We start from the raw sequence: 13,895 nt of genomic DNA on the forward strand, positions 1-13,895 counted from the left end.
GCCATCGACGCCGGCATCGGCCTGCTCGTGGTGATCACCGAGGGCGTGCCCGTGGGCGACACCGCCGAGGCGTGGGCGTACGCCGAGAGCAAGGGCAACGCCACGCGCATCATCGGCCCGAACTGCCCCGGCATCATCACGCCGGGTGAGTCGCTGGTGGGCATCACGCCCGCCAACATCACCGGCAAGGGCCCGATCGGCCTGGTGTCGAAGTCGGGCACCTTGACCTACCAGATGATGTTCGAGCTGCGCGACCTGGGCTTCTCCACCGCCATCGGCATCGGCGGCGACCCGGTCATCGGCACGACGCACATCGACGCCCTCGCGGCGTTCGAGGCCGACCCCGAGACCAAGGCGATCGTCATGATCGGTGAGATCGGCGGCGACGCCGAAGAGCGCGCGGCCGAGTACATCAAGGCCAACGTCACCAAGCCCGTCGTCGGCTACGTCGCAGGCTTCACCGCTCCCGAGGGCAAGACGATGGGCCACGCCGGCGCCATCGTCTCGGGCTCGGCGGGCACCGCGCAGGCCAAGAAGGAGGCCCTCGAGGCCGCCGGGGTCAAGGTCGGCAAGACGCCGTCCGAGACTGCCGCGCTGATGCGCGAGATCATCGCCGCGCTGTAACGCCGGACTCACACGACGAAGGGTGGATGCCACACGGCATCCACCCTTCGTCGTTTCGTCGCGTGGGTCGCGGCATGGCCGCAGCAGTGCCGATCGGGCGTGAGGCGGGCTAGCGTGGAGCCATGGCGATCACAGGCGACTACCTGCCCAGCACCTCCGAATGGGCTCGCACCCAGGCCGAGAAGTACGAGGCCTCGGACGGCCGCGAGGCGAACACCCTGCGGGGCGTGCCCATCATCGTGCTCACCACGGTCGGGGCCAAGAGCGGGGGCGTGCGCAAGACCGCGCTGATGCGGGTCGAGCACGACGGTCGGTACGCGGTGGTGGCATCCAAGGGCGGCGCCCCGGAACCGCCCGCCTGGTACTGGAACCTGCGGAAGAACCCGCGCGTGATGCTGCAGGACGGCGCGGACCGCCGCGAGTACCTCGCGCGGGAGCTCGATGGCGACGAGTACGCCCAGTGGTGGAAGCGCGCGACGGCCGTGTGGCCCGACTACGACGACTATCAGGCCAAGACCGACCGCCGCATCGCGGTGTTCGTTCTGGAGCCGGTCGAGGGCTGAGCCGCGCGGCGCGCCGGCTCAGCCCTCGATGCCGGTCAGGCCAGCAGTATCTCGATCGGGCCGCGGGCGAAGTAGACCACGAAGCCCAGGGCGACCACCCACAGCAGCCAGTGCACCTTGCGCGCCCGGCCCGACAGGGCGTTGATGACGACCCAGCTGACGAAGCCGGCGCCGATGCCGTTGGCGATCGAGTACGTCAGCGGCATGACCGTCGCCGTGAGGAACACCGGCAGCAGCACGTTGAAGTCCGTGAAGTCGATGTTCTTGATCTGGGCGAGCATCATCGCGCCGACGAGCACGAGGGCCGCTGCGGCGATGAAGCCGGGGACGAGGCCGGTGACGGGCGTCACGAACATCGCCAGCAGGAACAGCACGCCGGTGACGACGTTCGCCAGGCCCGTGCGGGCGCCCTCGCCGATGCCGGAGCCCGACTCGACGAAGACGGTGGCGGACGACGACGAGGTCGCGCCACCCACGACGGCGCCGACGCCCTCGACGACCAGCGCCGACTTGATGCGGGGGAAGTCGCCCTTCTCGTCGGCGAGGTCGGCCTCCTTCGCCAGGCCCGTCATGGTGCCCATGGCGTCGAAGAAGTTGGTGAACAGGAGCGTGAACACGAACATCAGCAGCGTCACGAAGCCGACCTTGGCGAAGTCGAAGGTGAAGTCCACCGCGCCGACGAGGCTGAGATCGGGCAGTGCGAACACGCCGCCTGCGAGGCCGAAGTCGGCGAGGGGCGTGAAGATGTTGGCGATTGCGGCGAGGATCGTGCCGGCGACGAGGGCGATGAGGATGGCGCCCTTGACCTTCAGCGCGATCAGGATGCCGCCGATGAGCAGCGTCACCACGAACAGCAGCGTGTCGATCGACGCGATCGAGCCGGCGGTGCCGAGCTCGAGGGGCGTCCCGCCGCCGGTGCGCACGAAGCCGGCGTTCACGAAGCCGATGAACGCGATGAACAGGCCGATGCCGACCGTGATCGCGAGCTTGAGCTGCACGGGGACGGCGTCGAAGATCATCTTGCGCAGGCCGGTCGCGGCCAGCAGCACGATGATGAGGCCGTTGATGATGGTGAGGGCCATCGCCTCACCCCACGTCACCTGGCCGACGACAGAGAAGGCCAGGAAGGCATTCAGGCCCAGGCCCGCGGCGAACGCGAACGGCAGACGGGTGACGATGCCGAAGAGGATCGTCATGAACCCGGCGGTGAGCGCGGTGCTCGCCGCGACTGCGGCGGGCGCGAGGATCGTGCCGTCGACGTCGGCGGTGGACAGGATGATCGGGTTCAGGATCACGATGTAGGCCATCGTCACGAACGTGACGAGACCGCCGCGCACCTCGGTGCCGACCGTGGAACCACGTTCGGTGATCGAGAAGAAGCGGTCGAGTGCGCCCGTTGCGGGGGCAGGCGTGGAGGCGGGCGGCTTCGCGCCCGATCGGGTGGAGGTCATACGCCAAATGTATTGCGATTCGCTGTGAGAGCTGACACGCGTGACGCGCCCGCCGCCCGCACGGGACGCACGCCCGCCGCAGGTAGGGTCGACAGCGCATGAATCGCCTTCTCGTCGCCCTCCTCGCCGCCTTCGACGCCGTTCTGGCCGTCGCTGTGGGGCTCGTTGCCGCGCTCGCGCCCCTCACGCTGCTGTGGATCTTCGGTTTCGGAGCCGATGCCCCGTGGGTGGGCCTCTGGCCGGCCGCGGGGCGCATCTGGCAGCTCGGGCATCTCGTGCCACTCGCGGTGAGCCTGCCCGAGGAGTTCACGGTTCCCCTGGGGATCGACGCGGCCGCGGCGTCGTTCACCGTCTCACTGGCACCGCTCGCGCTGACGGTCTTCACCGCCGTCTTCGCCTTCCGCTCGGGTGCCCGCGCCGCCGCCGCCGGAGCCTGGGTCGTGGGCGTGCTCACCGGTGCCGTCGTCGTGGTGGCGGCAGCGGCGGCGGTGCTCGCCACGACCGCCAACGACATCGCCGCGGTCGAGCCGTGGCAGGCCGTGGCCCTCCCCGCCCTGGTATACACGGTGCCGGCACTCGCCGGAGCGGTGTCGGCGGCCTGGCGAGACGGCGACGACGGCGTGGTCGACAGCGTGCGCGTGGTGCTCGACCGCCGCGGCGGCGCGTGGTCCGAGGTCCCCGGTCTCATCGCCCGCGGCACGGCGATCGTGCTGATGGCGCTCATCGGGGTCGGTGCGCTGCTGATCGCCGCCGCCGTGCTGCTGCGCGGATCGCAGATCATCGCCCTCTTCCAATCCGCGCAGGTCGACGCGCTGGGCGCCTCGGTGTTCACCGTCGGCCACCTGGCTTACCTCCCCACCTTCGTGGTGTGGGCGGTCTCCTTCATCGCCGGACCCGGCTTCGCGGTCGGCCTCGACACCGTCGTGTCGCCGGTGGGCACCCAGGTCGGTCTGCTCCCGGGCATCCCGGTGCTCGGCGCGCTTCCCGAATCCCCCTCGCCGTGGCTGCTGCTGCTCGCGCTGCTGCCGGTGGCCGCCGGTGCGCTGGCGGGGTGGACGGCGCGGTCGCAGTTGGTGCGCGACCGTGCCGGCGTCCCCGGGCCCGAGCCGATGGGTGCGCGCGTCGTGGTGACGCTCGGCATCGCCCTGCTCTCTGGAGCGGGGGCCGCGCTGCTGGCCGCCGTTGCGTCGGGATCCATCGGTCCTGGGACGCTCGCCTCGGTGGGACCGGATCCCGGCCCACTCGCCCTCACCGTCGGACTCGAGGCCGCGATCGGGGCGGCCGTCCTGCTGCTCTCGCCCCGCGGCCGCGACGAGCCCGATGCCGCTTTGGAGTCCGTGCAGCGTGCGCCCGAACCTGCGCCGACCACCGAGCCCATCCCCGTGGTGTTCGACGCGACGCCGGACCCACGCCGGGACGACGGCATCGCGGGGCCGGAGGCCACGGCCGAGCGCGGGTCGCGCCCGCCGGTAGACTGACCGCGTGCTCAGGGTCGCCGTCCTCATCTCAGGTGCAGGGTCGAATCTCCGGGCCCTCCTCGAGGCGACGACCGATCCCGCCTTTCCCGCCCAGGTGGTCGTCGTCGGTGCGGACCGGCAAGCCGCCGGTCTCGCGCACGCGGACCACTTCGGCATCCCGAGCTTCGTCGTCCCCTGGCGCGGCGCCGCCGAGCGCGAGGCGTGGGGTGAGCAGCTGCAGCAGCAGCTCGAGCGCTGGCAGCCGGACCTCGTCGTGCTGAGCGGTCTGATGAAGCTGCTGCCCGCCGCCGTCGTCGAGGCGTGGTCGCCGCGCATCGTCAACACGCATCCGGCCTACCTCCCCGAGTTCCCCGGCGCGCACGGCGTGCGCGACGCCCTCGCTGCCGGCGCCGCCCGTACCGGGGCGAGCGTCATCGTCGTCGACAGCGGTGTCGACTCCGGGCCCATCCTCGCGCAGGAGCGCGTGCCGGTGCTGCCCGAGGACGACGAGCACACCCTGCACGAGCGCATCAAGCCCGTCGAGCGGCGCCTGCTGATCGACGTCGTCCGCCGTATCGCCGTCGGTGAGCTGGACCTCACCGCGGCATCCGCACACTGACCCGGAGGAGTTCTCCATGGCCGGCCCGAGCCACGACCCGTCCCTGTACCGTCCCCGCGACATCGTCCCGGTGCGCCGCGCCCTCGTGTCGGTGAGCGACAAGACCGATCTGCTCGTGCTCGCCCGAGCCCTGGCCGATGCGGGCGTCGAGATCGTCTCGACCGGCTCGACGGCGGCCACCGTGCGCGAGGCGGGCTTCGCCGTGACCGATGTGGCATCCGTCACCGGATTCCCCGAGTCCCTGGGCGGGCGCGTGAAGACCCTGCACCCGAGCGTGCACGCGGGCCTGCTGGCGGACCTGCGCCTGGAGGACCACGAGCGGCAGCTCGCCGAGCTCGGCATCGCGCCGTTCGAGCTCGTGGTGGTGAACCTCTATCCCTTCGTCGAGACGGTCGCCTCGGGTGCGTCCGCCGAGGACGTCGTCGAGCAGATCGACATCGGCGGGCCTGCGATGGTGCGCGCGAGCGCCAAGAACTTCGCCAACGTCGCGGTCGTGGTCTCTCCCGAGTCCTACCCGGCCGTCATCGACGCCATCGCCACCGGCGGCACCTCGCTCGCGCAGCGGCGGGAGCTCGCCGCCCGCGCCTTCTCGCACACCGCCGCGTACGACACGGCCGTGTCGACGTGGTTCGCCGAGCAGACCCTCGCCGAAGAAGGCGACCTGCCCGCGCACCTGACCATCAAGGCCGAGCGGCTGGCGAACCTGCGCTACGGCGAGAACTCGCACCAGCGCGCCGCCATCTACACGACGACGGGCGGGCACGGCATCGCCCAGGCCACCCAGCTGCAGGGCAAGGAGATGTCCTACAACAACTACGTCGACTCCGACGCCGCCCTGCGCGCCGCCTTCGACCTGATCAAGCCCGCCGTGGCGATCATCAAGCACGCCAACCCGTGCGGCATCGCCGTGGCAGCCCCGCAGGCGCTGGATCCGATCGCGTCGGCGCACCTGCGCGCCCACGAGTGCGACCCGGTGTCGGCGTTCGGCGGCGTCATCGCCGCGAACCGCACCGTGACGCTGAAGATGGCCGAGAATCTGCGTGACATCTTCACCGAGGTGATCGTGGCGCCGGACTTCGAGCCCGAGGCGCTGGAGGTGTTCCGGCTCAAGAAGAACCTGCGGGTGCTGAAGCTCCCCGCCGACTGGCGCCAGGAGCCGATGGACGTGCGGCTGGTGTCGGGCGGCCTGCTGCTGCAGGACGCCGACCGGTTCCCGAACGAGATCGAGTCGCTCGTCGACGGGTGGCAGTTGGTCACCGGCGAGCGTCCCGCGGACGAGGACCTGATGAACCTGTCGTTCGCGTGGAAGACCTGCCGGGCGGTGAAGTCCAACGCCATCGTGCTGGCGAAGGCCTCGGCCACGGTCGGGATCGGCATGGGCCAGGTCAACCGCGTCGACTCGTGCCGGCTCGCGGTGGAGCGGGCCGGCGACCGTGCGGCTGGTTCGGTCGCGGCATCCGATGCGTTCTTCCCCTTCGCCGACGGCGTGCAGGTGCTGCTCAACGCCGGCGTGCGCACGATCATCCAGCCCGGAGGCTCGGTGCGCGACGAAGAGGTCATCGACGCGGTGCGGGCCGCCGGTGCCACGATGTACTTCACCGGGGAGCGTCACTTCTTCCACTGACGCCGAGTGAGTACTCGCGGTGCCGTTCGCGTCAGGGAGTCGGCCGCCCGTAGGCCTCGAGCCAGCGCAACCACACCTCGCTGACGGTCGGGTACGCGGGCACCGCGTGCCACAGCCGCTCGAGCGGCACCTCGCCGACCACCGCGATCGTCGCGGCGTGCAGCAGCTCTGCGACATCGGGACCGACGAAGGTCGCCCCGACGAGCACCCCGCGGTCCTCGTCGACGACGGCGCGGGCCTGCCCGCGGTAGTCGTCCGCGTACACCGACGCACCGGCGACGGATGCCAGATCGTAATCGAGCACGCGGGTGCGCAGCCCCGCGTCGGTCGCGGCCTTCGCCGTGAGCCCCACCGATGCCACCTCGGGGTCGGTGAAGGTGACCTGCGGCACGGCGGCGCGGTCGGCGGTGGCGACGTGCGCGCCCCACGGCGCGTCCTGCACGGCGCCGCCGCGGGCGCGCGCGGCGATCACGTCGCCGGCGGCGCGCGCCTGGTACTTGCCCTGGTGGGTCAGCAGCGCCCGGCCGGTCACATCGCCGACGGCGTACAGCCAGTCGGTGCCGTGCACGCGCATCGTGTCATCGGTCTCGAGCCAGTCGCCGGAGGAGAGCCCCACCGCATCGAGTCCCAGGTCGCCGGTGCGGGGCGTGCGGCCGGTGGCCACGAGCACCTCCGCGGCGGTGACGCGCGTGCCGTCGGAGAGGTGGAGCACGGCATCTGCCCCCTGCTCCCGCTCGGCACGGAGGACCTCCACTCCTCGGCGGATGTCGACACCCGCCGCGCTGAGGGATGCCGCCACGAACTCGCCCGCGAACGGCTCCATCGACCCGAGCAGGCGCGAGCGCACGATGAGGGTGACCGCGGCCCCGAACGCGGCGTACGCCGTCGCCATCTCGGCGGCGACGACCCCGCCGCCGATGATGGCCAGCGACTCCGGCACGGTCTCGGCGCTTGTGGCATCCCTGCTCGTCCACGGCTGGATGTCGGCGAAGCCGGCGACGTCGGGCAGGAGCGCGGCCGAACCGGTCGCGACGACGACCGCGTGCCGGGCGACGAGCGTGGTCGTGGTGCCATCGGCGGAGGCGACCTCGACACGACGGATACCGGTAAGGCGCGCGTGACCGCGCACCAGGTCGATGCCGGCGCCGTCGAGCCACTGCACCTGGCCCTCGTCGGACCAGTCGTGGGTGATGCCGTCACGTCGGCGGAGCACCGCGGCGACGTCGAGGTCGCCGGTCACCGCTTCGCGCGCCCCGGCGACGGCACGGGCGGCGCGGAGAGCGGAGGGGGCTCGAAGCAGCGCCTTGGACGGCATGCATGCCCAGTACGAGCACTCGCCGCCAACCAGCTCGGCCTCGACGATGACCGTCGTCAGTCCGCCCTGCACGGCGCGGTCGGCGGCGTTCTCGCCGACGGCTCCGGCTCCGATGACGACGACGTCGTAGGTGCGCTCGGTCATCTCCGGCACGCTAGCGGGCGTCGGCCGGCGGCGCCAGCGGTCGCACGTCGATTCCCCGATGACGTCGGCAGACCCTAGCCTGGCGCCGTGGCCTTCTCCTCCGCGCGCCCCGACTCCGAGACATGGCTGGCTGGCCGCCGCCACCGTAGCCGAACGCCGATGACCTTCGTGCACGCATCCGCTCGGGAGTGGGCGGCGGAGCATTCGACAGCCATGGCGGTGAGGCTCGGGCGGCTGGAGACGATCGCGTTCCAGCATCATCCCGGCATCCATCGTCACTTCGGCAGCGACGGTGCCCTCTACGCCTCGGCACCTCGTCCGCAGCGGTCACGGCTCGCGCAGACCGGCACAGCGGTGCTCGTGACCCTCGCCATCAGCGGCGTGGCCGCGCCGGCCGCGGCCGTTGCCGTGCTCGGAGCCGACCGGTTCGAGTTCTTCCGCATGGATGCCGCTCGCTCGGTGCCCCTCGCCGGGGTGCTGTTCCTTATCGCCGCCGTGACCCAGATCGTGCTCCTGGTGCGCTGGGTGCGCGCCGGTGCCCGCTACGACGGCTTCACGGCGGGGATCGTGCTCGTCGCTGCGGTGTTCTCCGGTTTCGGACTGGTGGCGTTCCCGAACATCGCCGCCTATCCCGGTTCGACCGGGTGGCAGAACTGGTACCCGGCCACCGTCGTCACCTTCGCCATCTCCGTCCTGTCGCTGGTGGCGCAGCTGGTCCGGCGCGGCACGCGGCGAAGCGCGCCTGTCGCCGAGCCGCCCGCCATGCCCGCCGGCGGCGACCCAAGCGAGATCGCCCGCCTCATCGCGCAGCTCCCGGAAAGCGAGCGGGCGGGGATCGAGGCCGACCGCGAGGCCGCGCTGCAGATCCTGCACGCACGGGGGCTCATCGACGACGCGACCCTCGCGCGCGCCAGGGCGACACCGCTCGGGCAGCTCCACAGCCTCGACGACGAATTCGCCGCATAGCGGGGGGCGGGCGCGGGGATCTACTCCGCGCTCACGACGGACACGACGCGAATACTCACTCAAGCGCGAGAATACTCACTCGGCACTGATGTCCGATTCCCGCGAGTGGGTGGGGTGCGGGAGTGGCAGGCTGGAGACATGCCCGGATTCGACGAGCGCTACAGCGCCATCCACGCGCGCGACGCGCGCTTCGATGGCCAGTTCGTCACGGCCGTGCGCACGACCGGCATCTACTGCCGCCCCAGCTGCCCCGCGCGCACACCCAAGCCCGGCAACGTCGAGTTCTTCGACACGAGCGCTGCCGCCCACGAGGCCGGCTACCGCGCCTGCAAGCGGTGCCTCCCCGAGGCCGCACCGGGATCGCCGGCCTGGGACCTGCGCGGCGACACCGCCGGCCGCGCCATGCGCCTCATCGCCGACGGCGTCGTCGAGCGCGAAGGCGTGCCGGGCCTGGCCGCGCGCCTCGGATACTCCAGCCGGCACCTCTCGCGCCTGCTCACCGCCGAACTCGGCGCCGGCCCCCTCGCGCTCGCCCGCGCCCACCGCGCGCACACCGCCCGCATGCTGCTCGTCGGCACCGACCTGCCGATCGCGGACGTCGCCTTCTCGGCGGGCTTCGCCAGCGTCCGCCAGTTCAACGACACCGTGCGCGAGGTCTTCGGGATGCCGCCCCAGCAGCTACGCGCTCGCCGTCCCGGCACCCGCGCAGGCCAGGGCCCCGACGCCGACCCCGGCGCCGACGCCGGCGCCATCGACCTCGTCCTCCCCGTGCGCCCTCCCTTCGACGTCGACGGGCTCTTCGCCTGGATGTCCGCCCGTGCCATCGCCGGCGTCGAGACGGCGACGGCGACCTCTTTCGCACGCACGCTCGCGCTCCCCGGCGGACCGGCCTGGTTCCGCCTGCGCGCCGCAGGCCCCGACCGGGTGCGGCTCGACGCCCGGCTGACCCGGCTGGGCGATCTGCCGACGCTGGTGGCGCGGGCGCGGCGGCTGTTCGACCTGGATGCCGACCCCGTCGCCGTCGACGAGGCGCTCGGGCGCCACCCCGAACTGCGCGCCTCGCTCGCTTCGACCCCGGGCATGCGGGTGCCCGGCGCCGCCGACCCGCACGAGATGCTCATCCGCGCGATGGTCGGGCAGCAGATCTCGGTGGCGGCCGCCCGCACCGCGCTGGTGCGGCTGACCGAGGCGCTGGGGGAGAGGGTCCCGGCCCACGAGGGCACCGACCGGCTGTTCCCGACGATGGCGGCCATCGCCGAGCACGGCGCCGACGTGCTGCGCGGGCCGGCCGCCCGCGTCCGGGCACTCACCGGCGCGGCGGGACTGATGGCGTCGGGCGAGCTGACGCTCTCGCCCGGCGACGACGCCGCCGACCAGCGGGCACGCCTCTTGGCCCTCCCCGGTGTCGGGCCGTGGACGGCCGACTACGTGCGCATGCGCGTGACCGGCGACCCCGACGTGCTGCTGCCCGGCGATGTCGCCGCCCGCACAGGCGCTGCCGCCCTCGGGATTCCCGCGGACCCCGCGGGTCTCGTCGCCTGGTCCGCGCGCACCGCGCCCTGGCGCACATATCTGACCGCCCACCTCTGGCGAGCCGCCCTGCGCCCACCCGCCGGGCAGCACACGCCCCCCGAACCGACCCCCGAACCGGCGCCGGAACCCGAAGGAGTCACCGCATGACCGCCCTCATCGAGACCATCGACACCGCCGACGGCCCCTTCACGATCGTCGCCGACGCCGAAGGCCGCGTGCTCGCCTCGGGCTGGACGGCCGACGCGGACGCGATGATCACCCGCATCCACCCGGCGCTGCGCCCTGAGACGGTGCGGGCGGGGGCGACGGATGCCGCCGGTGCCGTCCTCGCCTACTACGGCGGCGACCTGCGGGCGATCGACCGCGTGAGCGTCGTGCAGCAGGGCACCGCGCTGCAGCGGGCCGGCTGGGATGCCCTGCGCCGCATCGAGCCGGGCCGACCGCTGACCTACACCGCCTTCGCCGCGGCGATGGGCCAGCCCGCCGCCGTGCGCGCCGCCGCGTCGATCTGCGCCCGCAACGCGCCGGCGCTCTTCGTGCCGTGCCACCGCGTGATGCGCGCCGACGGCAGCCTAGGCGGCTTCGCGTGGGGCCTTCACATCAAGCGGGCTCTCCTGGTGCACGAGTCCGCCTGAATCGGGTGTTGCGTTCAGGGAATTCCCAGGGATAGTCTGGAGGGCTGTCGCCTTTCGCGGCAGCATCCCACGACTGAGGAGGACGCCATGTACCAGGCCGCCGTCACCGCGAAGCCGATCGTGCGCCTCCTCGCCCCCGCCGGTCGTCGACCGGTGGCCGGGTAGGCGCCGGTCCCCAGCGAGGTTCCCGCCCCGCCGCGCCGCACGCGCCGTCCTCACCGGGTGGTGAGAGTTGCGCTGCGGACCGGAGTCGGTGCCCGCTCGCTCCCTGCCCCTTTCCGCGCCCACGTCAGCGAAGCCGACGGCCCCGGGCCGACGAGCGCCGCCCCGGCGTGACCCGCCGGAGTCGTCGCACGGCCGCCCCCGCCGAATCGAACCGCCCCCGCCGAAGCCCCGCGCATCCGGATCCAACCCCTCGAAGGACCATGTCTTCCTCGCCTCAGAGACTCTCCACACCCCGTGCGCTCGCGCGACTCCTGCCGTTCGTCAAACCCGTGATGCCGCGTCTCATCGGCGGCCTCATCGCCGCGTTCGGTGCCGCGCTGGTCAGCCTGCTGATCCCGCTCGTCCTCGAAGCCGCCGTCGACGGCCCCATCGCGACCGGTGACATTCCGCTCATCGTCTGGGCGGCGGCGGGTGTGCTGGTGCTCGGCGTGCTCGAGGCCTTCTTCGTCTGGCTCCGCCGCGCGTTCGTCCTCAGCCCGGCCACCGGCGTCGAGTACGAGATCCGTCAGCAGTTCTACCGTCGGCTGCAGCGCCTGCCGGTGTCGTTCCACGACCGCTGGCAGTCCGGTCAGCTGCTCAGCCGCATGATGCAGGACATCAACCTGATCCGCCGGTGGCTCGCGTTCGGCTCGATTCTGCTGCTGGTGAACGTGCTCACGATCATCATCGGCGCCTTCTTCCTCTTCCGCTGGCACTGGGCGCTGGGCGCCACGTTCCTCGTGGTGTCGATCCCGCTGTGGTTCTTCGGATTCCGATTCGAGCGCACGTACGGCGTGCTGGCGCGTCAGAGCCAGGACCAGGCCGGGGACCTCGCCACGTCGGTGGAAGAGAGCGTGCACGGCATCCGCGTGCTCAAGGCCTTCGGCCGCGGCAAGCACGCGCTGCAGAAGTTCACCGCGCAGGTGCAGACGCTGCGCACCACCGAGCTGCGCAAGGCGCGCGAGGTGGGTGTGCTCTGGTTCTGGCTTGAGGTCGTGCCGATGGTGGCGTTCGCCGTGTGCCTGCTCATCGGCATCTGGCTCGCCAGCGAGGATCAGCTCACGGTGGGAGAGCTCTTCGCCTTCTTCGCGATGGCGACGGCGCTGCGCTGGCCGCTCGAGTCGCTCGGCTTCCTCTTCGCCTTCCTCGTCGACGCCCGTACGGCCACCGACCGCGTGTTCGAGGTGCTCGATGAGACCAACGACATCGTCGACCCGGTGAACCCGAAGACGATCGCCCAGCCCCGCGGTGAGCTGGCCTTCCGCGGCGTGCACTTCCGGTATCAGGATGCCGGTGCCGACGAGCGCGACCTGCTCGATGGCATCGACCTCGTGCTGCAGCCGGGGGAGACGATGGCCCTCGTCGGCCTCACCGGCTCGGGCAAGACCACCCTCACCACCCTGCCCGCGCGCCTCTACGACGTCACCGAGGGTGCGGTGGAGCTGGACGGCGTCAACGTGCGCGACCTCACCCTCGAGGACCTGCGCCGGCACGTTGCGATGGCCTTCGAGGATGCCACGCTGTTCTCCTCGTCGGTGCGCGAGAATGTGCTGCTCGGCCGTGACGACCTGCGCCCCGACAGCCCCGAGGCCGACGCCGTGCTGGCGGAATCCCTCGCCATCGCACAGGCGCAGTTCGTGCACGAACTGCCAGAAGGCGTCGACACCCTCGTCGGCGAGGAGGGGCTGAGCCTGTCCGGTGGGCAGCGTCAGCGCCTGGCGCTGGCGCGTGCCGTGGCGGCGCGTCCGAGCGTGCTGGTGCTGGACGACCCGCTGTCGGCGCTCGACGTCGACACCGAGGCCCTCGTCGAGGCGGCGCTGCGACGAGTGCTGGCGACCACGACCGCGCTCATCGTGGCCCACCGCCCGTCCACGGTCGCCATGGCCGACCGTGTGGCGGTGCTCGAGGCGGGCCGCATCACGGCCGTCGGCACCCACAGCGAACTGCTGCGCACGAGCGAGCACTACCGATACGTCATCTCGAGCTTCGAAGCCGAGGAACGCACCCAGCGCGAGACGGAGGTGAACCTGTGAGCGCGTCCAGCGTCCAGGGGACCAGCGGCGAAGACCGCGACGACTACACCCAGGAAGAAAGCCGCACGATCCGGCGCCGCTCGCTGCGGCTGCTGTGGTCGCTCGTGCGCCCCATGAAGGGGCTGCTGGTGCTGACGGGGTTGGTGCTGGTCGCCTCCACCGGTCTGCGGGTCCTCGGCCCCGCCCTCATCGCGTGGGGGATCAACGAGGCCCTGCCGCGTGCCGTGGAATACGCCGACTGGATGCCGGCCTTCGGCGTGACGGCGATGTACCTCGTGTCGGGCGTGATGGGTGCCCTGCTCATCGCCTGGTACGTGCTGCTGTCGGCACGGCTGACCCAGGCCGTGCTGATGGACCTGCGCACGCGCATCTTCCGTCACACCCAGCGGCTGAGCCTGGAATTCCACGAGACCTACACCTCTGGACGCATCATCTCGCGGCAGACGAGCGACCTGGAGTCGATCCGGGAACTCCTAGACGGGGGACTGAACCAACTCGTGCAGGGGGCGCTGTACGGCGTCTTCACGCTGGTCGCGCTCTTCCTCGTGGACTGGCAGTCGGGCCTCATCCTCGTCGTCATGGGCTTGCCGCTGTTCCTCCTCATGCGCTGGTTCTACCGGGAATCCCAGAAGGGCTTCCGCCTGTCGCGGGTCGTCAGTGCGCGACTGATCGTGCAGTTCGTCGAGACGATGACCGGCATCCGCGCGGTGAAGGCCTTCCGAAAGGA

General features: G+C 71.8%; 12 protein-coding genes. 10 read left to right on the plus strand and 2 right to left on the minus strand.

Annotated elements, in window-relative coordinates; translation table 11 throughout:
- Both NQ160_RS09265 and NQ160_RS09270 read left to right on the plus strand, forming a co-directional pair.
- Window positions 1–624: succinate--CoA ligase subunit alpha (locus NQ160_RS09265; RefSeq protein WP_257514931.1), on the plus strand; the 624-nt coding region annotated here is incomplete at its 5' end.
- Between the two features lie 122 nt (window positions 625–746).
- Window positions 747–1,187: a nitroreductase family deazaflavin-dependent oxidoreductase gene (locus tag NQ160_RS09270; protein ID WP_257514932.1), complete on the plus strand. Its 441-nt coding sequence runs from the start codon at window positions 747–749 to the stop codon at window positions 1,185–1,187.
- Window positions 1,188–1,222: 35 nt separating this feature from the next.
- Here NQ160_RS09270 and NQ160_RS09275 read toward each other — a convergent pair whose 3' ends face one another.
- Window positions 1,223–2,638 carry an NCS2 family permease gene (locus NQ160_RS09275; protein WP_257514933.1) on the minus strand — a complete coding sequence of 472 codons (1,416 nt, stop codon included), beginning with the start codon at window positions 2,636–2,638 and terminating at the stop codon, window positions 1,223–1,225.
- A gap of 98 nt (window positions 2,639–2,736) precedes the next feature.
- Between NQ160_RS09275 and NQ160_RS09280 the strand changes: the two genes are divergently transcribed.
- Genes NQ160_RS09280 through purH form a run of 3 tightly spaced genes read left to right on the plus strand, consistent with a single transcriptional unit; the run spans window position 2,737 to window position 6,338 of the window.
- A complete protein-coding gene (locus NQ160_RS09280; protein ID WP_257514934.1) occupies window positions 2,737–4,116 on the plus strand; it encodes a cell division protein PerM in 1,380 nt (459 codons plus the stop codon).
- Between the two features lie 4 nt (window positions 4,117–4,120).
- Window positions 4,121–4,714 (plus strand): phosphoribosylglycinamide formyltransferase, encoded by a 594-nt coding sequence (gene purN / locus NQ160_RS09285; RefSeq protein WP_257514935.1) that lies wholly within the window; start codon window positions 4,121–4,123, stop codon window positions 4,712–4,714.
- A 16-nt stretch (window positions 4,715–4,730) separates the two neighbouring features.
- Window positions 4,731–6,338 (plus strand): bifunctional phosphoribosylaminoimidazolecarboxamide formyltransferase/IMP cyclohydrolase, encoded by a 1,608-nt coding sequence (purH, locus tag NQ160_RS09290; protein ID WP_257514937.1) that lies wholly within the window; start codon window positions 4,731–4,733, stop codon window positions 6,336–6,338.
- Window positions 6,339–6,369: 31 nt separating this feature from the next.
- Here purH and NQ160_RS09295 read toward each other — a convergent pair whose 3' ends face one another.
- A complete protein-coding gene (locus tag NQ160_RS09295) occupies window positions 6,370–7,797 on the minus strand; it encodes a dihydrolipoyl dehydrogenase family protein (protein WP_257514938.1) in 1,428 nt (475 codons plus the stop codon).
- Window positions 7,798–7,956: 159 nt separating this feature from the next.
- On the opposite strand from NQ160_RS09295, the gene NQ160_RS09300 reads away from it, so the two are divergent.
- From NQ160_RS09300 to NQ160_RS09320, 5 genes are all read left to right on the plus strand, one after another.
- Complete coding sequence (locus tag NQ160_RS09300; protein ID WP_257514939.1) at window positions 7,957–8,763, plus strand: hypothetical protein; 807 nt, start codon at window positions 7,957–7,959, stop codon at window positions 8,761–8,763.
- Window positions 8,764–8,901: 138 nt separating this feature from the next.
- Window positions 8,902–10,443 (plus strand): AlkA N-terminal domain-containing protein, encoded by a 1,542-nt coding sequence (locus tag NQ160_RS09305; protein WP_257514940.1) that lies wholly within the window; start codon window positions 8,902–8,904, stop codon window positions 10,441–10,443.
- Window positions 10,440–10,931 (plus strand): methylated-DNA--[protein]-cysteine S-methyltransferase, encoded by a 492-nt coding sequence (locus NQ160_RS09310; protein ID WP_257514941.1) that lies wholly within the window; start codon window positions 10,440–10,442, stop codon window positions 10,929–10,931. Before NQ160_RS09305 ends, NQ160_RS09310 begins: the two co-directional genes overlap by 4 nt.
- Before the next feature lie 425 nt (window positions 10,932–11,356).
- Window positions 11,357–13,168, plus strand: a complete 1,812-nt coding sequence (locus NQ160_RS09315; protein WP_257514942.1) for an ABC transporter ATP-binding protein — start codon at window positions 11,357–11,359, stop codon at window positions 13,166–13,168.
- Window positions 13,165–13,895 (plus strand): ABC transporter transmembrane domain-containing protein (locus NQ160_RS09320; RefSeq protein WP_257514943.1); only part of this gene is annotated, 731 nt, incomplete at its 3' end. The genes NQ160_RS09315 and NQ160_RS09320, both read left to right, overlap by 4 nt.

It is taken from the genome of Microbacterium sp. zg.Y909, from assembly GCF_024626565.1.

Excerpts from the sequence above, each read along its gene's own strand:
- NQ160_RS09295 (WP_257514938.1), bottom strand. The coding sequence starts at position 7,797 with ATGACCGAGCGCACCTACGACGTCGTCGTCATCGGAGCCGGAGCCGTC.
- NQ160_RS09275 (WP_257514933.1), bottom strand. The coding sequence starts at position 2,638 with ATGACCTCCACCCGATCGGGCGCGAAGCCGCCCGCCTCCACGCCTGCC.
- NQ160_RS09310 (WP_257514941.1), top strand. The coding sequence starts at position 10,440 with ATGACCGCCCTCATCGAGACCATCGACACCGCCGACGGCCCCTTCACG.
- NQ160_RS09270 (WP_257514932.1), top strand. The coding sequence starts at position 747 with ATGGCGATCACAGGCGACTACCTGCCCAGCACCTCCGAATGGGCTCGC.
- NQ160_RS09280 (WP_257514934.1), top strand. The coding sequence starts at position 2,737 with ATGAATCGCCTTCTCGTCGCCCTCCTCGCCGCCTTCGACGCCGTTCTG.
- NQ160_RS09315 (WP_257514942.1), top strand. The coding sequence starts at position 11,357 with ATGTCTTCCTCGCCTCAGAGACTCTCCACACCCCGTGCGCTCGCGCGA.
- NQ160_RS09305 (WP_257514940.1), top strand. The coding sequence starts at position 8,902 with ATGCCCGGATTCGACGAGCGCTACAGCGCCATCCACGCGCGCGACGCG.
- purH (WP_257514937.1), top strand. The coding sequence starts at position 4,731 with ATGGCCGGCCCGAGCCACGACCCGTCCCTGTACCGTCCCCGCGACATC.
- NQ160_RS09300 (WP_257514939.1), top strand. The coding sequence starts at position 7,957 with ATGACCTTCGTGCACGCATCCGCTCGGGAGTGGGCGGCGGAGCATTCG.